The following is a 24383-nucleotide window of genomic DNA, read 5'->3' on the forward strand; positions in this document are numbered from 1 at the left end:
ATGCGGCTCTGAATCCTACACCTTGAGGTCACTTGAGAATAAAATGGTACGACTTCACATGTTTGCTTCTTAAGCTTATCTTAAACAATACTTAATCGTTTAAGTTTACTATATTCCATGCAGCATATAGGTTATCGGAGTGGGTTATGTTGTCGCAAGATCAAGGAAAAAGAGCATTAAGACAAGCTCTAGAGTCTGTTCAGTTAACAAAGTTAAGTAAAAAAGACGAGAAGATTTTTTTACAGCGTCTTGATCACTATTTTCCCCAGTTAGTGATTAAATTGCACCACCTGTACGGTGATCAATATGATTTCTTTTGGCATTTGCAACAATTACTTGTGGAGTTGTCTGACTCTTTTGCTGCAAGAGATAACGATTTAAAACAGCAAGATGAGCAACGACTAAAGCAACCAACGTGGTATCGAAATGAAAAGATGCTCGGTATGGCTCTGTATGTGGATCTGTTTGCTGGTGATTTGTCTGGAGTGACAAAGAAAATTCCCTACCTTAAGTCACTCGGCATTAATTATGTTCACTTAATGCCGTTGTATAAGTCGCCGGAAGGAGAAAGTGATGGCGGCTATGCGGTCTCAGATTATAGAAAAGTCGATAAACGCTTAGGAACCGAAGCGGACCTGCTTGCTTTAGCCGCAGCGTTTAGAAAGGAAGGCATCAGTCTTGTCTTAGATTTCGTCTTTAACCACACATCAAATGAACATATTTGGGCTCAAAAAGCATTAGCAGGGGATGTTGAGTACCAAAACTATTATTACTTTCTCGATGACATCCGTGAAGTTGAACAGTACAACCAAACATGCCGAGAGATCTTTCCTTCAGTACGGCGTGGCAGTTTTACCTATAACGCCCAAGTGAATCGATGGATATGGACCACCTTTAATAGCTTTCAGTGGGACCTAAATTTCTCTAACCCTGCGGTTTTTAATGCCATCAATAGAGAAATGCTGTTTTTAGCTAACATAGGTTGCGAAGGGTTGAGGCTGGATGCATTAGCCTTTATCTGGAAAGAGAAATGGACGCAGTGCGAGAGTTTACCGAAAGCTCATACTCTTATTCAGGCATTCAATTTATCTCTTAAAATTGTGGCTCCTTCTGTGCAGTTTAAATCAGAAGCGATTGTACACCCTGATGAAGTGGCACAGTACATTGATAAGGATGAGTGCCAGCTTTCTTATAACCCATTGATGATGGCATTAATGTGGGAGAGCTTAGCCACTCGAGAAACCAAGCTTTTAACGGCATCGTTAAAAAAGAGTTTTACCATTAAGCCAAGTTGCAGTTGGGTCAATTACATTCGTTGTCATGACGATATTGGCTGGACCTTTGATGATGATATTGCGGATAATCTCGGTATAAACGGGCATGATCACCGCCAGTTTCTTAATCAGTTCTATACCGGACGATTCCCCGGCTCATTCGCGCAGGGAGTTCCGTTTCAAGAAAACCCACAAACAGGCGACTGCCGAGTGTGTGGTTCATTAGCTTCTCTGACGGGCTTAGAGAAAGCGATACAGAGCAACAATGTTCACCAGCAAAACTTAGCGATTAAACGTATAAGCTTGTTAAACAGTATCAACTTAAGCATTGGCGGCATTCCACTAATTTACCAAGGCGATGAGTTGGCCATTCTTAATGATTACAGTTATGAAATGGATCCGCATAAACAGGCGGATGCTCGCTGGGTAAATCGACCAGCGATCACTCAGCAGGCGGTAGATGCTGCTTATGATCAAAGCGCTCCACAAGGTATTGTCCATGCTGAGCTGACGAAAATGATTAAGCTGAGGCAGCAAGAAGAGATTTTTGGTGAAGCAGAGACGGAGATTTTAGAAACTTACCAGAGCAGTCTATTCTCCTATGTCCGCAAACATATCAGTGGCGATAAGCTATTAGCAATTACCAATTTTAGTGAGCAGCCACAAACAGTACCAAGTTCAATATGCGATATTTTATCTAGCTGTCATGTGGTGGATATATTATCTGACCAGCGGGTGGATCTATCACAGCCAATTACCCTTGATAGTTATGATGTTGTTTGGCTAAAGGCAAAAAAATGAAAACAGAAAAACAGAAAATGTTAGCAGGCGAACCTTATCTTGCTTGGGATGAAACACTTTATGCTGAACGTATAGCGTGCCGTAAGAAAATTCAAAAACTGAATGGGACGATTCCCGATAGTGAAGAGTGGTTATCAGCAATACAGTCGTTGTTTCCACACGCTAAAGGTGAAGTCTACCTAGAGCCACCGTTTCGTTGTGACTATGGTACAAACATTAAGTTAGGCGATAATTTTTATGCTAACTTCAACTGCACTCTTTTGGATGTGAATACCATTGAAATTGGCGATAACGTTCTGCTTGCTCCTAATGTTCAGCTATTAACTGCGGGTCACCCTTTGGATGTGAAGAGCAGAGTAGAGCAGGGAATTGAGTTTGGCCTGCCTATTAAAGTTGGTCACAATGTCTGGATTGGTGGTGGGGCGATAGTGTGCCCGGGCGTTACTATTGGTGACAACAGTGTCATTGGTGCGGGAGCTGTGGTTACAAAAGATGTTCCCGCCAACGTAGTTGCTGCGGGAAATCCATGTCGAGTCATTCGAGAAATAGATAACAGCTAAAACTTAAAACTCACGATTCATTTTCTCAAGGCATGTCACCAGCATGTCTCTCTGTTTTGAATTGACATGCCTAGTGAGATCTTGGGTGAGCTTTAGGTGTAGCTCATTGTGGTGTTGATGTAACTGCTGACCATCTTCAGTCAACACCACCACAATTGAGCGTCTGTCATTCTCGTGAGGGCAACGCTCAATCATGCCAGCTTGTACTAGCTTTTCAACTTGGACGGTTAAGGTGCCAGTTGTTATACCTAGTTTGTCTGCCAGCTCTTTCATGCGCATTGAGCCATGATTGCCAAGTACTTCAATAGTATGAACCTGAGCTAATGAATAGCCTGTCTCTTTTACAACAGATTGTTCCCATGAAGATAGCTTGTCATAGAACTCAATTAACAAGTGATTCAACTTGTTTAGCGCTTGCATTTTACTCTTCCTGATTGATTTCTAACGTTAGATGTTTGATTTTAACAAATTTTTCTAAGCTTCGTTTATAGTTTTCACTATTAACGGCTTGATCACTCTGCAAAACGATCGCGGCAGAGTAGTGATCGGAACTTATTTTCCAAATATGAAGATCGGTTACTTTTGCACCCAACTGCGTTAACTGTGATTTTATCTGCTGCTTTTCTTGGTCGCTGATACTGGCATCGAGCAAAATTGGGCTGGTCTGTTTTACCAAGGCTACGGCCCAGTTGATAATGACGATGGCACCAACAATACCCATTATCGAGTCTAACCAAATAATACCTAAGAACTTACCTATGATTAGTGCCGCGATCGCCAGTAATGAGGTTAATGCGTCAGCCAAAACATGTAGGTAAGCGGCTTTTAGGTTGTGGTCGTGATGATGCTCATGCTCATGCTCATGCTCATGCTCATGCTCATGTTCATGTTCATGATGGTTATGGTTATGGTTATGGTGGTGTCCATTGGCATCATGATGGTGATTATCATGCAATAACCACATGCATATCGTATTTATAATTAATCCAACAATCGCCACAATTATGGCTTCGTTAAATTGTATCTGTTGCGGTGAAAAGAGTCGGTGTATCGACTCAACGATCATTAATAGTGAGACTAAACTAAGGGCAATGGCACTGGTAAAGCCTCCTAGTACACTCACTTTTCCTGTACCAAATGAGAAATCATCACTGTGAGCATGTTTTTTAGAATAGTGATAAGTAAACAAGGTGATGCAGAACGCTGCGGCATGAGTTCCCATATGCCAGCCGTCGGCAAGTAGTGCCATTGAGCCGTAATATGACCCCGCTATAATCTCAACAAGCATAGTGACTACGGTGAGAGCCAATACATAGTAGGTTTTTCGTTCACCGCTATGGTTGTGCTTAGTAAAATGGTGAGAATGGGGGGATAAAAAGCGATCTTTGCTGGTCATATAATAATCAGTTTGTAATTCAAGTTATCTATAAAATAGATTATTTGATTATCAAAGTAAAATTTATTGACAATATGATTGGATAATTGTTGTGCTACTCTCATTATGTGGTTATCTTGCACGGCTAATTTGTACAATCTGTTTTTCTACCTTAAAAAAGGAACTCCCTTGAGCAATACTTCATTCTCCCAGTTATCACTTTCTCCAGCGCTGTTACAAAACTTGGAGTCTATGGCGTATAGCGAAATGACGCCGATTCAGGCGCAAAGCCTTCCTTTAATGTTGTCTGGAAAAGACGTTATTGGGCAAGGGAAAACAGGCTCCGGAAAAACCGCGGCTTTTGGATTAAGTTTATTAACCAACCTGAACGTTAAGCGATTTAGAGTTCAATCTTTGGTTTTATGCCCAACAAGAGAGTTAGCCGATCAAGTAGCAAAAGAGATTCGTAAGCTGGCACGTACCATTCATAATATTAAAGTGCTGACTTTATGTGGCGGAATGCCAATGGGGCCACAAATAGGTTCATTGGAGCACGGTGCGCATATTTTGGTGGGTACTCCTGGCCGTATTCTTGACCATTTGGAGAAAGGCCGCATTAATCTTGCTGAACTTAATACACTGGTATTGGATGAAGCGGACCGAATGCTTGATATGGGTTTCCAAGATGCGTTGGATGCCATTATTGACCAAGCACCCCAGCAGCGCCAAACGTTGCTTTTTAGTGCAACATTCCCAGAGCAGATTCAATCTATTGCTACCCGTATAATGCAGAAGCCTGAGTTGGTGAAAGTAGAGTCAACCCACGCCAGTAGCACTATTCAACAAACGTTTTATAAAATCACCGATAACGAAGAGCGCTTACAAGCGGTACAGAAACTATTGCTAAAATATCAGGCAGAATCTTCGGTGATTTTTTGTAATACCAAACGAGAAGTACAAGAAGTCGCTGACGAGCTTTATCACGCGGGCTTCGATGTCATTGACCTGCATGGTGATTTGGAGCAAAGAGAACGTGACCAATCTTTGGTGCAGTTCTCTAATAAAAGCATCTCTATATTGATCGCCACAGATGTTGCCGCACGAGGATTAGATGTTGATAACCTCGACATGGTGATTAACTATCAGTTATCAAGAGATCCGGAAGTGCATGTGCATAGAATTGGCCGAACAGGCAGAGCCGGAAGCAAAGGTATGGCATGCAGTCTATTTAGTGATAAAGAGATGCACCGTATAGCAATGATAGATGAGTATATGGACCTGCCAATTGAGCCCGTGGCACTACCAGATGACTCTGTGCTATCCCTTAAGCCTTTCCAAGCCAATATGGTAACCATTGAAATCGCAGGCGGTAAAAAGCAGAAGGTAAGGGCGGGAGACATTCTTGGCGCACTGACTGGAGCGAACGGGATCGATGGTAAAAAAGTCGGTAAGATTAACTTATTCAGCATGAGATCGTACGTAGCGGTGGATAAATCCATAGCGAAACAAGCCTTAGTTAAACTAGAAAACGGAAAGCTTAAAGGTCGTAAATTTAGAGCTCGTATTCTTAAATAGCGCCGATTCATTTAGATTTTGATCACAAAAAACCTTCCAAAATTGGAAGGTTTTTTGTTACGAATAATTACTTTAAAAGTGATAAAGATCTTTTTTCCATCCATAGAAACACCAATTCCTTAGACTTAAATCACACATCTATTTTTCATTACAAGCTAAAAAAAATTTAACCGCTATTATTTGTCGAAACGTTTCGATGTGTTTTTTTTGTAAGTTCATCGATACGTTTCGATGAGAGGGAAAAGACTCTTATCTATTGGTACTCACACTGGTAATGAATACGGAACCTATTTATGAAAAAGACATCGTTGTTAAATTCTGAGCTCTCATATCTTGTTGCCACGCTTGGCCATACTGATGAAATAGCCATCGGCGATGCAGGCTTGCCAATTCCTGCTGAAGTAGAGCGAATTGACCTAGCGCTTACACATGGTGTTCCGGGGTTTATTCAGACAGTAGAGACTTTGCTAAAAGAGTCACAAATTGAAGGTGTGGTGATTGCTGAGGAAACACGTCAAGTGAGTCCAGAGCTTCATAGCCAGTTGATTGCAGTGTTGGATAAGGATAGCGCCGAAACAGGTAAGAAAATCGCCATTTCATATGTTTCTCATGAAGAGTTTAAAGCGAGAACACATCAGAGTCGTGCCGTAGTAAGAACAGGGGAATGTACCCCTTATGCAAACGTCATCTTCCAAACAGGTGTGGTTTTTTAATTAACCTTGAATACCAACAACCTGAGTATAGAGGAACAGAGAATGACTCAACCAATTTTAGAACTTAACGGCATCGACAAAGCATTTCCGGGCGTAAAAGCGCTGGATAATGCCTGCCTCAACGTATATCCGGGAAGAGTGATGGCGTTGTTGGGAGAAAACGGTGCAGGTAAGTCAACTCTAATGAAAGTTCTAACCGGTATCTATTCATTAGATGCGGGTTCTATTAAGTATCAAGGTGAAGCGGCTGCATTTGAGGGACCTAAACATTCTCAAGAAGCGGGCATCAGTATTATTCACCAAGAGCTAAACCTTATTCCTGAACTTACCATTGCAGAGAATATATTTCTTGGCCGAGAAAAGACATCGCCTATGGGGCGGATTCTCTGGGCTGATATGTACCGCGAGGCTGACCAGCTACTCGCTAGGCTTAATGTCAAACACAGCTCTAAACGTCCGCTTGGAGAGCTTAGCCTCGGTGAGCAGCAGATGGTTGAAATTGCAAAAGCGCTCTCATTTGAATCAAAAGTGATCATCATGGATGAGCCTACAGACGCACTGACCGACACAGAGACAGAATCACTGTTTAAGGTGATTGATGAATTGCGTCAAGAAGGATGCGGTATTGTTTACATTTCTCATCGCCTCAAAGAGATTTTCCAAATGTGTGATGACATTACCGTATTACGAGACGGTAAGTTCATTGGTCAATGTGCTGTTGTGGATACTGATGAAGACCGCCTTATTGAGATGATGGTAGGGCGAAAACTTGATGAGCAATATCCCCGCATAGACGCTGTGCATGGAACCACCTGCTTAGAAGTAAAAAATCTGTCTGCACAAGGCGTGAACGATGTCAGCTTCAGCCTAGATAGAGGCGAAATATTAGGTATTTCTGGCCTGATGGGTGCAGGGCGAACAGAGCTTATGAAAGTGATATACGGTGCACTAGAGAGAGAGAGCGGTGACGTTATTTTGGACGGCAAAAGTGTTAACGCACGTAGCCCACAAGAAGGGCTAGCCAGTGGTATCGCCTACATATCAGAAGACCGTAAAGGCGATGGCCTAATTTTAAGCTTGTCAGTAAAAGAAAACATGTCGCTAAGCTGTTTAGAGCAGTTAACCAATGGCATTCATATTCAGAGTAAAGATGAAGTGATGGCGGTGGATGACTTTATTGGCTTGTTCAATATTAAAACCCCTAGCCGCAACCAAATTATCGGCAACTTGTCGGGTGGTAACCAGCAAAAAGTGGCCATCGCAAAAGGGCTAATGACGCGCCCTAAAGTTCTGATTTTGGATGAACCAACTCGGGGTGTTGACGTTGGTGCAAAGAAAGAGATCTATCAACTGATTAATAAATTTAAAACAGAAGGGATGAGCATCATTTTGGTCTCCTCAGAAATGCCTGAGGTACTTGGAATGAGTGACCGGATATTGGTGATGCATGAAGGGCACATCAGCGGAGAATTTGATGTTAAAGACGCTGATCAGGAAAAACTAATGGCTTGCGCTGTCGGAAAATCAATTGATGAGGAGGCAGCATGAGTACTCTATTAACAACCAATAAGACTGAAACCATGCAAGATAAAAAATTACTGAGTAAAGAATGGTTAATTGAACAGAAATCGCTAATAGCGCTGCTGTTTTTGATCGCTGTGGTGTCGTTTTTAAATCCCAACTTTTTTACGGTAGATAACGTATTAAACATTCTAAGACAGACATCCGTTAACGCCATCATTGCGGTAGGTATGACGCTCGTTATATTGACGGCGGGAATCGACTTAAGCGTGGGCTCTGTGCTGGCGTTATGTGGTGCGTTTGCCGCCAGCTTAGTGGCGATGGAAGTTCCCGTGCTGATTGCTGTGCCAACAGCATTGGTTGCAGGGGCTGCATTAGGTGCGATCAGTGGCATTATCATCGCCAAAGGTAAAGTACAGGCGTTTATTGCCACCTTAGTGACCATGACCTTGCTGCGCGGTGTCACCATGGTATATACCGATGGTCGCCCTATTTCGACGGGATTCACAGACACTGCCGATGCATTTGCCTGGTTTGGTACGGGCTACACATTAGGTATTCCTGTTCCTGTCTGGATCATGGTTATCGTTTTTGCCACAGCGTGGTATGTACTTAACCACACTCGTTTCGGACGCTATGTGTATGCACTTGGCGGTAATGAATCGGCGACTCGCCTGTCAGGTATTGATGTAGATAAAGTTAAAATTGGTGTGTACGCGGTATGTGGTTTATTAGCGGCGTTAGCCGGCATTATCGTCACATCTCGTTTATCTTCTGCACAACCTACAGCTGGTATGGCTTATGAGCTAGATGCCATTGCAGCGGTGGTTCTTGGTGGCACCAGCTTAGCCGGTGGCCGCGGACGAATCATGGGAACGTTAATAGGGGCGTTAATTATTGGCTTCCTAAACAATGCTCTCAACTTATTAGACGTATCTTCGTATTACCAGATGATAGCCAAAGCGGTTGTGATTCTTCTGGCGGTACTGGTTGATAACAAAAACAAGTAACAATATTAAAAATATAGGTCAGTTATAAGCTGGCCTCCCTACGTAACAAAGGACTATACAAATGAAAAAGATTGCAACTTTTATCTCTGCTGCTGTTTTGTCTGCTTCTATGAGTACTTCTGCTTTTGCCGAGGATACTTTAGCAGTCGTGGTATCCACTTTAAACAACCCGTTTTTTGTATCAATGAAAGATGGTGCAGAAGCAAAAGCGAAGGAGTTGGGCTATAAGCTAATCGTATTGGATTCTCAAAACGATCCAAGTAAAGAGCTTTCGAACGTAGAAGATCTTACTGTTCGTGGCGTAAAAGCGATTTTAATCAACCCAACAGACTCTGATGCTGTATCTAACGCTATCCGCATGGTTAACCGTTCAAATATCCCAGTATTGACGCTGGACCGTGGTGCATCTCGCGGCGAAGTAGTCAGCCATATTGCTTCAGATAACGTTGTAGGTGGTGAACTCGCCGGTAACTTTATTGCTGAAGTTGTTGCACCTGATGCAAAAGTGATCCAATTAGAAGGCATCGCTGGTACTTCTGCTGCTCGTGAGCGTGGCGAAGGTTTCATGAATGCAGTTAAAGGCAGCAACATGCAGCTATTGGCGAGCCAACCAGCAGATTTTGACCGTACTAAAGGTCTAAATGTAATGGAAAACTTATTGGCGGCTAACCCTAATGTTCAAGCTGTATTTGCTCAAAATGATGAAATGGCTCTAGGTGCGTTACGCGCTGTTCAAGCATCAGGCAAAGATATTGTTATTGTTGGTTTCGACGGTACAGATGACGGTATTGCAGCTGTAAAACGTGGTCAACTTGCTGCTACAGTTGCACAACAACCAGAACTTATCGGTGCGCTAGGTATCGAGACTGCTGACAAAGTTCTAAAAGGCGAAAAAGTAGAAGCTTACATTCCAGTACCTCTTAAAATCGTAATGGAATAATTGATTCTTTAATCGGTAATAAAAAGGGAGGAGTTCCTCCTCCCTTTATAAAGTTTATTGATTAAGGTTATCGGCGGACAGATACGTAATCTGCTGAGGATTTAAAGTCGTCCTCTTTAATCAATAAGTTTTATGTCAGGGTAGGTAACAGCTGATCGCTTTCTTATCCAGAGCTGAGGTTAATATATATGAGTAAGCTAGTTGTATTGGGAAGTGTTAATGCTGACCATGTGCTAAAAGTGCCGTCTTTCCCAAGACCGGGAGAAACATTACACGGTTTTGGCTATCAAGTTATCCCGGGAGGCAAGGGAGCGAATCAGGCGGTTGCCGCTGCTCGTCTTGGCGCAGATATCGCGTTTATTGCCTCTGTAGGTGATGACGCTTTTGGCAAAGAGATGAAACAGAATTTTCAGGCGACGGGCATAGACACGTCAGCCGTGATGGAAGAGCAAGATACCCCTACCGGTATCGCTATGATTCAGGTTGCCGATACCGGCGAAAATAGCATCTGTATTTCCGCAGAAGCAAATGGTAAATTGGATGCCGAGCGTCTTACACCACACATACCGCTTATTGAGAATGCAGACTACTTGTTAATGCAACTCGAAACCCCTATTTGTGGTGTTGAGCTTGCAGCCAAAATGGCTAAAGCATCGGCTACCACTGTGGTTCTTAACCCTGCACCCGCCACCGCGCTTAGTGACCAACTGCTCTCTTGCGTCGATATTATTACTCCAAACGAGACTGAAGCAGAACTGCTTACCGGTGTCACGGTATTCGATGAGCGTTCCGCGCAGCTAGCCGCAGATATCCTTCACGCCAAAGGCATCAGCATGGTGATGATAACGCTAGGTGCGGAAGGGGTTTGGTTAAGTGTCAGAGAAAAGGGTGCTGCCAAAATCAGTGGTGAGAATGAGCAACACGAGAGTGGTAAGGTAATAAAAGGCTTTAGAGTGAACGCGATAGATACTACAGCCGCCGGTGATACCTTTAATGGCGCTCTACTGACGGGTATGCTAGAAGGCATGTCCTTAGAAGAAGCGATAAAGTTCTCTCATGCTGCGGCGGCAATCTCGGTAACTCGTTTTGGAGCACAAACCTCTATTCCGACACGGGTTGAAGCTGACGCTTTTTTACAACAACAGATGAATGACTAAAGGACGATTTTCATGGCAACAATGAAAGACATTGCAAAACGAGCAGGTGTTTCAACCTCTACTGTTAGCCATGTAATTAATCAATCTCGATATGTCAGTGAAGAGATATCAGAGAGAGTGCAGCGAGCGGCAAAAGATCTGCATTACGCACCATCGGCATTGGCGCGAAGCCTAAAAATGAACCGTACCCGAACCATTGGTCTTCTGGTGACTACCTCAACGAACCCTTTTTTTGGTGAGGTAGTAAAAGGGGTGGAGCGACGCTGTTATGAGCAAAACTATAATCTGATCCTATGTAACACCGAAGGTGATGAAGCAAGAATGAAAGCCTCGCTGAGCACCCTGCTTGAGAAAAGAGTCGATGGCTTGTTATTGCTCTGTTCCACTCTAGAAGGGCAATATTTAGATGTTTTTGATTTATATCCAAATATTCCAACCGTAGTCATGGATTGGGGTGAGACTCACTTTACCAGCGATAAAATAAACGATAACTCAAAGCATGGCGGTTACTTAGCGGGTAAGTACCTGATTGAAAATGGTCATAAACAAATTGGTTGTATTACTGGCCCTATGCACCACCATCAGGCAAAAATTCGCTATCAAGGTTTTTGCAAAGCGATGGAAGAAGCCAATATTGCTGTAGATCCCAAATGGGTGATTGAGTCTAATTTTGAATGCGATGGTGGATATCAAGCGTTTAATCAGCTATTTGATAATGGCCCGCTTCCTTCCGCCGTGTTTGTTTGCAACGATATGATGGCCATGGGTTTGATTAACGCGGCAAATGAAAAGCAGGTAAACATTCCACAACAACTCTCCATTATTGGCTATGATGACATTCATATTTCCAAGTATATGGTCCCGACATTAACCACCATACATCAGCCCAAATTTAGGCTGGGTAGAACCGCGGTTGATAGATTACTGCATCGCATTGACGGCGCAGGTTCGGAACCAGAACAATTTCAACTTGAACCTACTCTGGTTGTCCGAAATAGCGTAGTAAAACGCTAATCCCTTACTTACTTTTCAATGAGAATTGAAAAGGTTATCTAAGTCATTTCATATTGTTACGATATGAAATTTTTCCTGATCTACTTAACAAATCCCTTTGATTTGCGGTTATAATCTTTGCGCTAGATCAAAAAGTAACTGTATCAAACCGACCTTTATGCAACTTAATTGCAGAGAAATCGTTTGATAGAACGATAAGGTGATGTCATTAAGGTGGATAAATCAATGAAACATAATTCTGCTCCGCATATCGGTGTGATAGGGGGGGGAATTGCTGGTTCTACAACGGCACTGCATCTTTGCGAACAAGGATTTAAGGTAACGCTCATCGAGCGTGGAGCTGGCTTGGTCAGCGGGCCTCCTATCTGTCATCTGCATGCTGGGGGGAACCTCTACCGAGAAATATCCCAACAGCAGTGTCTGGATCTTCTAAAACAATCGATAGATACTGTTCGCCTCTATCCACATGCTCTTAATATTCGTCCAACCGTCATCGCTACACCGATAACCGATGTTGGTGAGCCGCAAGCTCTGCTGCCGAGGTTAATCGCCATTCAGGCGGCATATCGAGATCTGGTGGAGCTCGATGAAAGCAATGCCGTACTTGGTAATCCGGATGATTATTATCGACTATTTGACAGAGATGAGTTGGAAGCGTTAGCGCAGCAAACTCAGTTAAAGCATCCTGAGACCATTAATGAGTGGCTTATTCCGTTTGCTAAACATGTCGCATTAGACAAGATTAAGTATCCAGTCGTGGTGGTTCAGGAGTTTGGATTAAGTGTGTTTAGGCTGGCCGCCAGTGTCACCCTGACTTTGCAGTCTCACCCTAAATGCCAGCTATTCACAGGCTGTTTATTGCAAGGCGCGGAGTTCCACGGAAGTGGTTGGAACCTAAATTATGTCGATGATAGTAGTCATTATCACTCACTCGAGGTTGATTACCTTGTCAATGCCTGTGGTTATCGAAGCGGTACTATAGATGATGTGACTCGACAGCCGCAAAAACGGTTAGTGGAGTTTAAATCTGCCTTTGTTACTCGCTGGCCTGAGAGTCAAATGCATTGGCCTGAAGTGATTTTTCATGGTGAAAGAGGCACCCCTGATGGGATGGCTCAGTTAACGCCATATCCGGATGGATACTTTCAACTGCATGGTATGACAGAAGAGATTACTCTGTTTAAACAGGGACTGTCGTCATCCAATGAGAACAGCTCTCAACCCAAGTTAGCCAATGAGCTTGAGCAGAAAATGAGAGTTGGTTGGCCTGAGGGGGCTCAAAAAGAGAGAACCTCTCGTGCCATTGAACACCTTAGTCGCTTTGTTCCAATGTTCTGTTCTGCTATCGAAGCGGGCAAACCGCTGTATGGAGCACAACAGATCCCAGGTTCCGACCCCTCACTAAGAGCTGTCGATGTCTCTTTCACAGACAAACGCTATGCACGAGTAGAGATAGTGAAAGCGTCATCTGCCTATCAAGCTGCAACTAAAATTGCAAAAGCGGTAAGCCAGCTAGGCAGAAATGACCAATCCTTCGTAACAGAACAATCTCCTATTAAAGAACAGTCCCCTACAAAAGAACAATCAATAGAGCAGAAGCACCCAAATCATTTAAATCTAGAGCTCGCAGAGGTTGAGCGCAAAGCCGTTCAATTGGCAAATCAGCGAGGATATCCAGAAGCTCTGGCTAAAGTACCTAACTAAAAACTGCTCATTTCTGGTTAAAAAGTGCTGACCTTATGCATGCTTGATCTCATTAACAAATCGTATATGTAGTGAGAGATACCATCACAATTCTATATGGATATTGTGTTTAAAGAAGGTAGCCCGCTCGGGTGAGTTCTTAATTGCTAAAGGTGTGAAATGATTAAAAAAATAGGCTTTAAAGCATCAATAATTTTGTTTGTCACTGTGTTAGTCGCCACCGTTTTATTGATATCAAATATGCTTTCATATGACACGCTGAAATCCTCTCTTAAAGAGCATATTAACTCGCAGTCCTTGATGATCGTGAATGGTGAAGCGGATAAGCTGCAAAACTGGTTCGGTGGTAAAATTGACGCTGTTGATGAGTTAGCAAGGTACAGTGAGCGTGAGACATTTGATAAGAACTATGTCGCGATTTCAAGATTAGTAAAAAGTACCAGCGACGTATCAGCCATTCTGTTTGGTTTTGATGATGGCTCTTCATACACCTCGGATAACTCAGATCTATTCAAAAATGGTATTGGCGATAAAAGTCGTTACAACCCGACCACGCGACAATGGTACAAGCAGGCGAAAGCCTCTAATAATGTCATCATCACTGACCCCTACGAAATTGCAGGCACTAATGACTTGGTTGTTTCCATCGTTAAATCAACCAGAAATGGTGCGGTACTGGCGGATATAAGCTTAGGAATATTAAGTAACACCGTCGACAATATCGAATTCTCTGGCTCTGTTACTGCCATTCTTGATGAAAACGGCAAGTCTCTGGCGTCTAATTCTAATGTCCTAAAAGTTAACACCTCTCTTCAAGATGTTCAGATGGGTGAAGTCTATAACCGAATGAAAGCAAGCAGACTCTCGGTGGTTGATTATCAGGTCGAAGGGGTTGAGAAAATCGGCTTTACCAGAGAGATTGAACTGACGGATGGGAAAAAGTGGTATCTGTTTTTCGGAGTCAGTAAGTCGGTTGTTTATGAAGAAATAGAAAACGCCTTTTATGACTCGATGATCTCTTCCGTTTTAATGATCATTGCGGCAGTCGTTACGGTTGTAGGCGTGCTGTACTTTCTTTACAAACCGGTTCTTTCGCTCAAGTCCGTTATTCATGACCTTGCTCAGGGGAATGGCGACCTTACTCGGCGTCTGCCAGTGACCTCGAATGATGACCTAGGACAGATATCGCAGGATATAAATCAGTTTATTGCCAATTTGCAGTCTTTAATGAAGGATGTGTCTCGCGCATCTGAATCCATTGCTGCAAGCGTAACAAACTTAGAATCGCAGGTGAGTGCAAACGGTGAAGTGCTGATCAAACATAATCAGGAAGCAGAGCAAGTTGCTGCCGCGGTGGAAGAGATGAGTGCCACCGCAGATGATGTGGCAAGCAATGCTTCAAGTGCGTCCAGTTTTACTCAATCTATGAGCAGCCAAGTCGAAGCGTCCAGAGGAAGTGTAGGATCATCAACCGTTACCGTTTCTGAGCTGGTAAAAAATGTGCAGTCAACGTCAGAAAGTATAGAGACTATCGAGCAAGATACGTCGGCGATTACCGATGTGCTTAATATCATCAGCGATATCGCTGATCAGACGAATCTATTGGCGTTGAATGCGGCGATTGAAGCTGCCCGGGCAGGTGAACAAGGAAGAGGCTTTGCGGTGGTGGCCGATGAAGTTAGAGCCTTGGCAGCAAAGACCAGAGTGAGTACCGAGGATATTCAGTCAACACTTGCTCAATTAAAACAGGGTTCATACTCTGCAATTCAGGCGATGAATGTTACCCAAACAACCTGTAAAGAGACGGTTTCGCAGACCAATACTGTAGAGTCTGAACTGAATCAAATCGCGGATTCGGTACTGCAAATCAATGATTTGAATAATCAGATTGCTACCGCTGCTGAAGAGCAAAGTCAGGTATCTGGTGAAGTGGCGGCCAACATGGCAACCATTAGGGATATGGCTAAAGAGCTTTCTGATAGTGGTTTAAATACCGCAGAAGAGGCGACGAATCTGGCGGGGGCCAATACACAATTATCGTCAGTGGTTAACAAGTTTAAATTAGCGTAAGTTCGTGGCGAGTCAAGGGCGTTGCGCCCTTGACGGTCTCATTTATTATCTGCTTTGTGCCTTTCGAAGCTTTTTATTTACAAAGGCTTTCAAAGAAAATCCAGTCACTAACATCGTACCTGATACCACCAACAAGGTGCCAAATACCGTATTCCAGCCAATCGGTTCATCTAGGATAAGGTGTCCCCAGAAAATACCAAACGCAGGAATAAGAAAGGTAACAGAAAGTGCCGATGCGGCGCCGACATCTGCGATCAATTTAAAGTAGAGCAGGTAAGCAATTCCAGTACAAAGAACACCGAGCGCGATAACAGAGAGGCTTATTTCTACTCCTATCGCTTCCTTCACAGGGAAGAAGGGTAATAAAGGAAGAACGATAAGGGAAGCCGCCCACATATTGCCGTGTGCATTATTAAATGAGGACATTGGTGGCGCGGTTTTGGTGTAGTTACTGGCAATACCGTAACAGGCCGCAGCCATAATGCCTGCAAAAATGGCAAGTCCGGAGCCTTCTTCCAGTTGTCCTGCATCCCAGCCAACTAACACCACAACACCCAATACACCAAGACATAAGCCGACGGTTTTTTTACGGGTTAATGGTGTTTTGGTCCAGAATACACCGATAGCGGTGCCCCAGATAGCAGCGGTTGAATTTAATATTGAAAGTGTCGAAGCATTTAAGGTTTGCACCGCGTAAGCAAAGAGTAAGAAAGGCAGGGCAGTATTAAATAATCCTATGATAAAGAAATGCATTTTATACTGGAAAAAGTCCAGTCTTCGCTTCATCACAATCGCAACAACAAATAGGAACAGAGCTGCCAGAAGAACGCGAAGTTCTATCATCATTGCAGGCCCAAGCGCGGGTACTGCGATTCTCATAAACAGAAATGAACTTCCCCATATGGCGGCGAGAAGGATTAGTTGAATAGCGCTGGATATTGGCATGGAGAACCTTAATCACTAAATGACATTACATGTAGCCCAAGCCGATGTCGCAATACAGACACAACTGTCAGCCAAAGCATTGGTTTTATATTATTGTTCTTGTGGGAGATTTCTCCCGCACTATACAGTAAATTGCTGCAATAGTAAGCGGGAGATAATGAATAAATCGTATCTAGAAACGACAGACTTTTAGAGCGCGACTTTTATTCAATTAAAACGCTCTAACAAGCTAACTTATATTGCTCGTTGCCGTCTCTATATAAATTTCTCGCATTTTGTTGGTAATGGTCCCCGGTTTGCCATCGCCAATGGTGTGACCATCAATTTCTACCACAGGCCAGACGAACGTTGTCGCCGAGCTAATAAACGCTTCTTTAGCTTTGTACGCTTCTTCTATGGTAAATAGACGTTCTTCTACTGTAAGGTTTAGGCTGTCCGCCAACTTGAGTAAGCTGGCGCGAGTAATACCATGCAGAATGTCGTTGCTGAGAGGGCGAGTCACTAACACATTGTCTTCTGTAACAATGTAGGCATTATTCGACCCTCCTTCCGTGACAAACCCGTCCTCAATAAGCCATGCGTCAGTTACGCCTGCTTCCTTGGCGGCTTGTTTGGCCATACATGCAGCTAAAAGACTGGTGGTTTTTATATCGCGGCGTTTCCAGCGAATATCTTGCAGTGAAATAACGCCAATACCTTTGTCTGCTTGTGGGCAGCGCAAAAGGGCTTTCACCTGTGTAAACATCACCAATGTTGGGGGTGTGTCTGGGTGGTAGCCAAAATCACGATCGCCATCACTGCCACGGGTCAGTTGAAGATAAACGCCACCTTCATTAAGTTGATTTTTTTCAATAAGGTTTTTATGAATGGCCTGCAACTCTTGCTCTTCAACGGGGAGAGTTATGCCAAGTTCACGACATGAGCGGGTAAGACGGGCCATATGTCCTGCACTATCAACCAGCTTGCCATTAATAACAGAGGTCACTTCATAGACCGCATCAGCAAAAAGAAAGCCGCGATCAAATACAGAAACCTTCGCTTCTGATTCAGGGAAATATTGTCCATTTATATATACTGTGCGTTCCATACTGACTTCCTCTTATCGGCGATTAATGCCTTACTTAAAAGCATCGGGCTTATTAAGTCAATGTTTACTTGTTACTGCAAATAGTTTGCTATAGGTCGTTCCGCTAATCAGTCCAAGTATTGGTGCACTGATACCGAATAAAGAGACACCTGATGATGCAATAATAAAGGTTAGTACAGCGGCTTCACGATGTTCAGAATGGAGCACCATGGTTTTTAAACACATCACTAAGGTGCCAAAAAGCGCTAAGCCAGCGAGGATTTTGCTAATGGAGTCAGGCAGTATCATAAAAATATCCGCAATGGTCGCCCCAAACACACCGGCCGCAAGATAGAAAATACCGGCCCATATAACCGCTTTATATCTTTGCTTTGTATCTTTATCGACATCATCGTTCATACAAATTGCCGCCGAAATAGCGGCAAGGTTGACACTAAAAACACCAAAAGGAGCGAGTAGAGCATTGATGAATCCAGAACCAATAAATACGGGTGACGTGTTAATGTGATAGCCATGACTTTTGATCATGGCAATACCGGGTAAGTTCTGTGAAAGCATGGTGATGATATACAAAGGGAGCGCAATATTGAGAATGGCTGCTCCATCAAACTGCGCTGACATCCAAATAGGGTAGGGAAGTGTCAGCGACAGTTCAGACTGGTCAAATGTGCCGTTAATCATGGTTAAGGTGAGTGAGACAATCAGTAGAATCAGCATCGCAAATGTGGGGTAATAACGTTTGGCCAGTAGAAAACTGATGAACATAACGAAAAAGGTCACAGCATCATCATTCACGGGGGAGAATGCAGCCATACAGATAGGGAGTAGAATGGCGGCCAGCATTGCCGTGGCGATCTGAGGAGAAATATTAGTGAGTAGGCGGTTTAGTGGTTTAATTAAACCGGTAATGACAATGAGTATGCCGTTCACAATAAAGGCGCCCACTATCTGCTCAAGTTGATAGCCAGAGACAGCAGTAACCAACATTGCAGCACCAGAAGTAGACCACGCCATTAAGAGTGGTGTTTTCAAAAACCAAGAATAGAGTATCGATGTACATCCCATGGCAACACCAAGAGTGAATAACCAGCTAGCGATGTATGAGTTGCTTGCTCCTGATGCTGTCGCGGCTTGGATAACAATAATGATGGAGCTTGTGTATCCCACCACAATGGCGGTAAATCCAGCAGAGATATAACGTAATTGAAAAAGTGATTTCATGGTGTTTTCTTCACTATTAATTAATGGTAGCCTTGTGCGTAATAGCGCACATTGGGTCAGCTTATCATTGTGCGTAATAACGCACAATGGGGTTTTGACGTGGAAAATTCAGATTTTAAAGCCAATATAGCCACTCACTTGAAGCAGATAAGAGCGAGCAAAGGGATTAGCTTAGATGCGACAGCGAAACTTACCGGCGTTTCTAAAGCGATGCTGGGCCAAATAGAGCGACAGGAGTCTAGCCCAACCATTGCGAAACTCTGGCAGATCGCCAGCGGATTAAATGTCTCTTTCTCCGCTTTTTTTGCCACGGAACAGTCGCTACGATTAAGCGAAAATACCTTTCCTGACGACCACAATATGCAGGTAAAAACGCTGTTTCCATTCGCTGCGGATACGGCCATGGAGATGTTCGAGATTACCTTAAAGCAGCATCACCAACAGATCTCTTCGCCCCATGCATTTGGCGTGGTTGAACACGTTTGTGTTTTAAGTGGTGAGATAGAGTTATTGATTGAGGGAGAGTGGCAGAGCTTTTCTGAAGGAAAAAGTGTTCGATTCTTTGCCGATCAAGATCATGGCTATCGGGCGGTGAGTGAAACGGTTATATTTCACAATATTGTCTGCTATCCCAAGTAGAAAAAATAGGTTTTATCAAACGTTAAGGAAGTGCAGTGTTAGAGAAAGAGAACTTAATAAAATTGGCGCGTATGCAGATGCCGTTTGGAAAGTATGCAGGCCGAGTGCTCATTGATTTGCCTGAAGAGTATTTGCTTTGGTTTGCTCGTAAAGAACAGTTTCCAGAAGGAGAGTTGGGGCAGTTAATGCAGTTGTGTTTGGCACTAAAAGTAGAAGGCTTAGACAGTGTGGTTAAGCCGTTGAAGAGAATGTGATTAAATAGCAAGTTTAGTCATTTTATCAATGTTCAGTTGATCATGTTGTCGACACCTTCAGCTAGAGCTGGAACTCATACCGTAAACGTCTATAGTGAGTCCTCTCTCTTTTTCATAGGTCTTAGGTGTTAACCCTAACTGTTTTTTTAGGTGGCGAATCAGATGAGGTTGGTCACTGAAGCCAAATTCGTACGCGACTGCCACCCAGTCGATATCTTCAGAACCACGTTGGGTGAGATACTCCAGCAGCGCTTCAAGTTTATTCATCGACTGGCACTGTTTTAATGTCAGGCCTGTCACTCGTTGAAAACTTCTCTCTAATGTTCGTTGCGAACAGAAAAGTTGCGCACCTAATTCTGAAATAGTGCTGGTGTCTAACAGTTGAAGCGCTTTTTTAGTGATCTTGCTATATTGATCTTCGCTGGCGTTAGCTATCCACGGAGACAGCAAATTATCCAACTGCTTGCCGCACTGATGAGGGTCATGTCGAGCGAGTTCAATGAGCCTGTTTTCGTCCACATTTAGATGACTAAACTCCTTCGACAGATTGATCTCTTCAACTCCGTCTAGTGTTGTTTCTTTACCGGCAAAGCGCCCCAGTGAATATAACGCACCAATATGAAACTTTACTCCCAAGTGTACAAAAGGTTTGCTGTGGTCTAATTGAAAGGTTTGTTTGTGTGGGAACAGCCAATGACAACCTATCCCAGTTGCTGAACCCGGCCCTAAATCATAGTGATAGGGTTGATTTGAGGGGGAAATAATCAAATGCGCAGAGGGATCAGGATTGAGTTTTGGGTACTGATAGCTGGTGGCGTTGGCCGTTTTTTCAATTAACCAATAGCAATCAACATACTTGGCAATGTCGGCAGACTTTGATGGCTGTAACCAGTGAATCATATCAGCTTCTTTAGTTTGTTAAGCATTTACCTATTACTATATGTTAGTTTGGAACAATTAGAAACTAAGCCCTAGTCAGGTTAGACAAGGGCTTTGATAACGGTTTTAGTCTCGGTTAAATTCAATTTGAATAATACGATTCTGCGACGTTAGACCTGCGCGTTTGATCGCTTTTTGTGCCCCTAAGTTGCTACTTTCAGTTGAACAGATTGGGGTTAATCCTCGCTCATTGGCAGAGTTCACCAAGCGGTTAAGTACTTGAGTTGCAATACCTTTACCGCGTTGAGATTGAGCGACAATCATGCCTAGATCTGCATATTCAGTCTGATATTCGTCAAACAAACGGCACTCACCAGAGGCAAGTAACTCGCCATTACTCCAGTAGCCAAACAGTTCTTTACGGCTGATAAGGTTGGCAAAGTATCCGGATAACCACTCTTCCGGAGCTCCAATATTGGTCGCTGCAAAGGTGACAAAGTCGTCCAGTTGTTGTTGCTCAGCAAGTGTTAGATCGAGCATGGCTTCCTGGGGTTCTGTGCTAGGCGCCTTTTGCTTGTACATCAGTGCATTGACTTTAAATGTTGAGGAGTTATCTAAACAGAGCGACAAGTACTGAGGTTCTGCTGTGCTAACAAACGCACCATTCACACTGCCGATGACCGCACTATTTTGCTCAGCAATCAGGGTAAATAATTCTCGTGGATCTAACTTTGCTTTATCCGTCACAAAGAACTGCAGCATATAGCCATCGCTGTTGATGCAGCAGTATCCGACTAATTTCTCTTGCTCATAAAAACCAAAATGCGCCGACATAGAAGCAAATCCAAAGTGCCACATTCCATCTAATGGTGCCGTAGCTTGAGCAAAGTAGAGTTCTTTTAAGTGGCTGATTTCTTGTAAGGTTTCGATTGGCTTAATCTTAAACATCGCTTGTTACCTGATTCATTGATAAATGTAAAAGCGACCACCGTTTGTGAACAAGTACTTCGCTTTGGATGCAACAAGAGTACCCAAATGGCTAGGTGAAAGATTGAATAAAAACGACAGTAATAAACGTTAGAAGACGTTATGGTTAGCCGCCGATGAGTAGAGAAGAAATCAGCGGCTAGAGCTTATTCCTTCCTCTGGGAAGATAAGTAGCTGAGAAGAAAGAAAATCGCGGCGGAAGATAGCAGAACAAACCGGTTAATGAAGATAATAAGTTCGTCAGAACCCGTATCTACTGGTAGAGCCAACAACAGGCAGGAGACGCCTGCAACCAAGAAAGTTAAAGTAAGAATATCTTTTGCAATCATACTCATCATACCTCCGTGCAAACTGGGTATGATGTTAATTTAGCGTATGGATGTGACAACAATATGAACGGATTTAAGATTTTTTTCATTAGAGTTGCCATGAGATTTTCAGGCGAATTTTAAAAGGGAGCCGTCATAAATAACAGGCTCCCTTCGATGATACCGATGCGTGCGGTGCTCTTTTTGCCTCGGTTTGTGACTCAACTGGTTTTTAGGCAGAATAGTAGTTCCAGCTATGTTTTCCTTTAACACACTCTCCAAGAGGAAAAGATTCGGACGGATCCAGCAAATGATTCTGAGCGGCTATGGTCTGTAACTCCCACTCTTGTGAGAGATAGGTTTCATGTACGATACCGTATACCGCCTCGTTACAGTGCTTAAATGCTTTCACCGCAGACCAACCTTTCATTAGGCCTGCTGTAAACACCGCGGTTATAAGATCTCCAACGCCAACATACGGCTTTTTTGGACTTATTTTGGGTGCATGAGAAATATAGAACTTGTCGTCGTAGGCCAGCATCATAGTAAAATATTTTTTTGAGTCCTCTAACCGGTGTAGGTGTTTTACTAACACAATCCTCGGCCCTTTCGCTAAGGCGGCCTTGCATGCTTTTATGGCATCCGTAACCGAGTAAATTTCCATCTCTACAAATTTGCTCAGTTCATACTGGTTTGGCACGATAACATCAGCCATAGGCATCATCCCATTTACCAGCATCGTTTCGATACCTTTCGCTACCACGCAACCTTTACTTGGGTCGGCCATTACAGGATCGCAAATATACATTGCCGTAGGATTGCGCTCTCTTACTGCGTTGACCAATTCTATTGCTACGTGGCACTGTTTTTCACTGCCTTGGTAACCAGAGATCACGGCGTTACAGTCACGCAGCACATCTATTTTATCTAAACCAACGATGAGATCAGATAAGTGATCAACGGAATGCGCTTCTCCCGTCCAGCCTTCTTCGTATTGCGTATGATTAGAAAACTGAACCGTATTAATGGGCCAAACTTCTAACCCCATTCGTTGTAAAGGAAATACAGCACTGCTGTTCCCTGCATGACCATACACAACATGACTTTGAATGGAAATAACACCTTTCATATCAAATCACTCCAATGCTAACCAAAAGTTGAGAAACGATAATTAAAACACCTATCGCGACGCTGAGGAGCAGCCCTATCTTTCCTCCTTTAACTCGGTACCAGTTGTGACCATCTGTGTATTGACTGCGCGATTTAATGACCATCGCAACAGGTAAAAAGATGGCAAGAATGACAAGCGCTATGGCGGCGTATCCTAAGGCCATAATAAAGCCCTCAGGATAGAAAAGAGCAAAAGCTAATGGCGGCAGATATGTTAATAAAGCCACGTAGAAGCGATTACCTTGGAAGCGTTTTTTAGTGGTATCAAGTAAGAACTCAAACAGTCCTAAACTGACGCCTAGAAAGGAGGTTACTAGCGCAAGATCTGCAAATAGCCCGACAGTTAATGACAAACGGTCGCTATTTAATGTTGCGGATAAAGAGCTAATCAAGTTGCTAAGATTAGAATTGGTGGTGAGTTCTGCTTGGCTAACCACACCCAATGAACATAAAAGCCAGAACACATAAATTAATAGCGGTACACAAGAGCCAATATACATGGCTACTTTTAGTTTTTTGGTGTCACCATCTAAATAATTGACAATTGCCGGAATACTGCCGTGAAAGCCAAACGATGTAAATACCACAGGCAATGCCACATAGATTAATCCTATCCCCATAGGGTTACTGGCTAAAAATGTACCGCTAATATTGGGGGCGAGTGAAACAATAACAAATGCCATTGCCAACATCATTAAACCAAACAGTACTCGGTTAACTTTATCCACTAAATGCGTGCCGACGGCGACAATAAGCGCCACGATTATTGCAAAAATAATGGCACCGGCTGTGTGGTTAATATTAATGGAGAATACGTAGGATATTCTGTCGACAAATTGCGAACCGCCACCAGCGATATATGCGGCAGACAAAGAGTAAAATAAAAATAACATGGCGAATCCAGCTAAATATTTTCCGTTTTCGCCTAAAAACTTTTTAGCTAAGGTATGTAATGTAGCATCTTGATTAGCATATTGATGCACTTCTAACATTAATAAAGAAGTGTAAGTCATAAGTGCCCATAATATTAGCATTATAATAGATGCTGTGCTAAAACCTAATCCAGCCGATACTATTGGCAAAGATAGCATTCCCGCACCGATTGATGTTCCTGCAATAATAAGACCACCACCGATTAACTTGGTATTTTTCATAATAGATCTCACGTTACTGAATTAA

General features: G+C 43.2%; 23 protein-coding genes. 13 read left to right on the plus strand and 10 right to left on the minus strand.

What is annotated here, in order from left to right:
• Positions 1-146: 146 nt before the first annotated feature.
• The gene (locus F0227_RS02925; protein WP_171751672.1) at positions 147-2075 is read left to right on the plus strand and encodes an amylosucrase; all 1929 of its coding nucleotides are present in this window, start codon (positions 147-149) and stop codon (positions 2073-2075) included.
• The gene (locus tag F0227_RS02930) at positions 2072-2635 is read left to right on the plus strand and encodes a sugar O-acetyltransferase (protein WP_171751673.1); all 564 of its coding nucleotides are present in this window, start codon (positions 2072-2074) and stop codon (positions 2633-2635) included. The genes F0227_RS02925 and F0227_RS02930 overlap by 4 nt, the downstream gene beginning before the upstream one ends.
• Positions 2636-2638: 3 nt before the next feature.
• Here the strand turns inward: F0227_RS02930 and F0227_RS02935 are convergent, their stop codons facing one another.
• Both F0227_RS02935 and dmeF read right to left on the minus strand, forming a co-directional pair.
• Positions 2639-3055, minus strand: coding sequence for a MarR family transcriptional regulator (locus F0227_RS02935; protein ID WP_171751674.1), 417 nt, complete (start codon positions 3053-3055; stop codon positions 2639-2641).
• Position 3056: 1 nt separating this feature from the next.
• Positions 3057-4031 carry a CDF family Co(II)/Ni(II) efflux transporter DmeF gene (dmeF, locus tag F0227_RS02940; RefSeq protein ID WP_171751675.1) on the minus strand — a complete coding sequence of 325 codons (975 nt, stop codon included), beginning with the start codon at positions 4029-4031 and terminating at the stop codon, positions 3057-3059.
• Positions 4032-4199: 168 nt separating this feature from the next.
• Here dmeF and dbpA point away from each other — a divergent pair, with 168 nt between their 5' ends.
• The 9 genes from dbpA (at position 4200) to F0227_RS02985 (ending at position 15714) form a co-directional block, all read left to right on the plus strand.
• On the plus strand, positions 4200-5585 hold the full coding sequence (dbpA, locus tag F0227_RS02945; protein ID WP_171751676.1) for an ATP-dependent RNA helicase DbpA: 1386 nt from the start codon (positions 4200-4202) through the stop codon (positions 5583-5585).
• 293 nt (positions 5586-5878) lie between these two features.
• Positions 5879-6298 (plus strand): D-ribose pyranase, encoded by a 420-nt coding sequence (gene rbsD, locus F0227_RS02950; RefSeq protein ID WP_171751677.1) that lies wholly within the window; start codon positions 5879-5881, stop codon positions 6296-6298.
• Between the two features lie 42 nt (positions 6299-6340).
• Positions 6341-7846 carry a ribose ABC transporter ATP-binding protein RbsA gene (rbsA, locus tag F0227_RS02955; protein WP_171751678.1) on the plus strand — a complete coding sequence of 502 codons (1506 nt, stop codon included), beginning with the start codon at positions 6341-6343 and terminating at the stop codon, positions 7844-7846.
• Positions 7843-8829, plus strand: coding sequence for a ribose ABC transporter permease (rbsC, locus tag F0227_RS02960; protein ID WP_171751679.1), 987 nt, complete (start codon positions 7843-7845; stop codon positions 8827-8829). The genes rbsA and rbsC overlap by 4 nt, the downstream gene beginning before the upstream one ends.
• A 61-nt stretch (positions 8830-8890) precedes the next feature.
• Positions 8891-9769: a ribose ABC transporter substrate-binding protein RbsB gene (gene rbsB, locus F0227_RS02965; RefSeq protein ID WP_171751680.1), complete on the plus strand. Its 879-nt coding sequence runs from the start codon at positions 8891-8893 to the stop codon at positions 9767-9769.
• Between the two features lie 188 nt (positions 9770-9957).
• Entirely contained in the window at positions 9958-10926 is a 969-nt protein-coding gene (gene rbsK, locus F0227_RS02970) for a ribokinase (RefSeq protein ID WP_171751681.1), read from the plus strand.
• 12 nt (positions 10927-10938) lie between these two features.
• Positions 10939-11940: a substrate-binding domain-containing protein gene (locus F0227_RS02975; RefSeq protein ID WP_171751682.1), complete on the plus strand. Its 1002-nt coding sequence runs from the start codon at positions 10939-10941 to the stop codon at positions 11938-11940.
• Positions 11941-12165: 225 nt separating this feature from the next.
• Entirely contained in the window at positions 12166-13644 is a 1479-nt protein-coding gene (locus F0227_RS02980; protein WP_171751683.1) for an FAD-dependent oxidoreductase, read from the plus strand.
• 159 nt (positions 13645-13803) lie between these two features.
• Positions 13804-15714, plus strand: coding sequence for a methyl-accepting chemotaxis protein (locus F0227_RS02985; protein ID WP_171751684.1), 1911 nt, complete (start codon positions 13804-13806; stop codon positions 15712-15714).
• 45 nt (positions 15715-15759) lie between these two features.
• Here F0227_RS02985 and F0227_RS02990 read toward each other — a convergent pair whose 3' ends face one another.
• From F0227_RS02990 to F0227_RS03000, 3 genes are all read right to left on the minus strand, one after another.
• Positions 15760-16659 (minus strand): DMT family transporter, encoded by a 900-nt coding sequence (locus F0227_RS02990; protein WP_171751685.1) that lies wholly within the window; start codon positions 16657-16659, stop codon positions 15760-15762.
• A gap of 229 nt (positions 16660-16888) precedes the next feature.
• Positions 16889-17746: a D-amino-acid transaminase gene (locus tag F0227_RS02995; RefSeq protein ID WP_171751686.1), complete on the minus strand. Its 858-nt coding sequence runs from the start codon at positions 17744-17746 to the stop codon at positions 16889-16891.
• 57 nt (positions 17747-17803) lie between these two features.
• Positions 17804-18967, minus strand: a complete 1164-nt coding sequence (locus F0227_RS03000; protein ID WP_171751687.1) for a benzoate/H(+) symporter BenE family transporter — start codon at positions 18965-18967, stop codon at positions 17804-17806.
• A gap of 99 nt (positions 18968-19066) precedes the next feature.
• Here F0227_RS03000 and F0227_RS03005 point away from each other — a divergent pair, with 99 nt between their 5' ends.
• Positions 19067-19606: a helix-turn-helix domain-containing protein gene (locus F0227_RS03005; RefSeq protein ID WP_171751688.1), complete on the plus strand. Its 540-nt coding sequence runs from the start codon at positions 19067-19069 to the stop codon at positions 19604-19606.
• 35 nt (positions 19607-19641) lie between these two features.
• Positions 19642-19860, plus strand: a complete 219-nt coding sequence (locus F0227_RS03010; RefSeq protein ID WP_171751689.1) for a DUF3820 family protein — start codon at positions 19642-19644, stop codon at positions 19858-19860.
• 57 nt (positions 19861-19917) lie between these two features.
• Here the strand turns inward: F0227_RS03010 and F0227_RS03015 are convergent, their stop codons facing one another.
• From F0227_RS03015 to F0227_RS03035, 5 genes are all read right to left on the minus strand, one after another.
• Positions 19918-20760, minus strand: coding sequence for a helix-turn-helix domain-containing protein (locus F0227_RS03015; RefSeq protein WP_171751690.1), 843 nt, complete (start codon positions 20758-20760; stop codon positions 19918-19920).
• Between the two features lie 105 nt (positions 20761-20865).
• Positions 20866-21687, minus strand: coding sequence for a GNAT family N-acetyltransferase (locus F0227_RS03020; protein WP_171751691.1), 822 nt, complete (start codon positions 21685-21687; stop codon positions 20866-20868).
• Between the two features lie 185 nt (positions 21688-21872).
• Positions 21873-22061 (minus strand): hypothetical protein, encoded by a 189-nt coding sequence (locus tag F0227_RS03025; RefSeq protein ID WP_171751692.1) that lies wholly within the window; start codon positions 22059-22061, stop codon positions 21873-21875.
• Between the two features lie 205 nt (positions 22062-22266).
• Positions 22267-23163, minus strand: coding sequence for a pyridoxal kinase PdxY (gene pdxY, locus F0227_RS03030; RefSeq protein ID WP_171751693.1), 897 nt, complete (start codon positions 23161-23163; stop codon positions 22267-22269).
• 1 nt (position 23164) lies between these two features.
• Positions 23165-24358 carry an aromatic amino acid transport family protein gene (locus F0227_RS03035; protein ID WP_171751694.1) on the minus strand — a complete coding sequence of 398 codons (1194 nt, stop codon included), beginning with the start codon at positions 24356-24358 and terminating at the stop codon, positions 23165-23167.
• Between the last annotated feature and the right edge of the window lie 25 nt (positions 24359-24383).

It is taken from the genome of Vibrio sp. 99-8-1 (genome assembly GCF_013114595.1).
Taxonomy (GTDB): Bacteria; Pseudomonadota; Gammaproteobacteria; order Enterobacterales; family Vibrionaceae; genus Vibrio.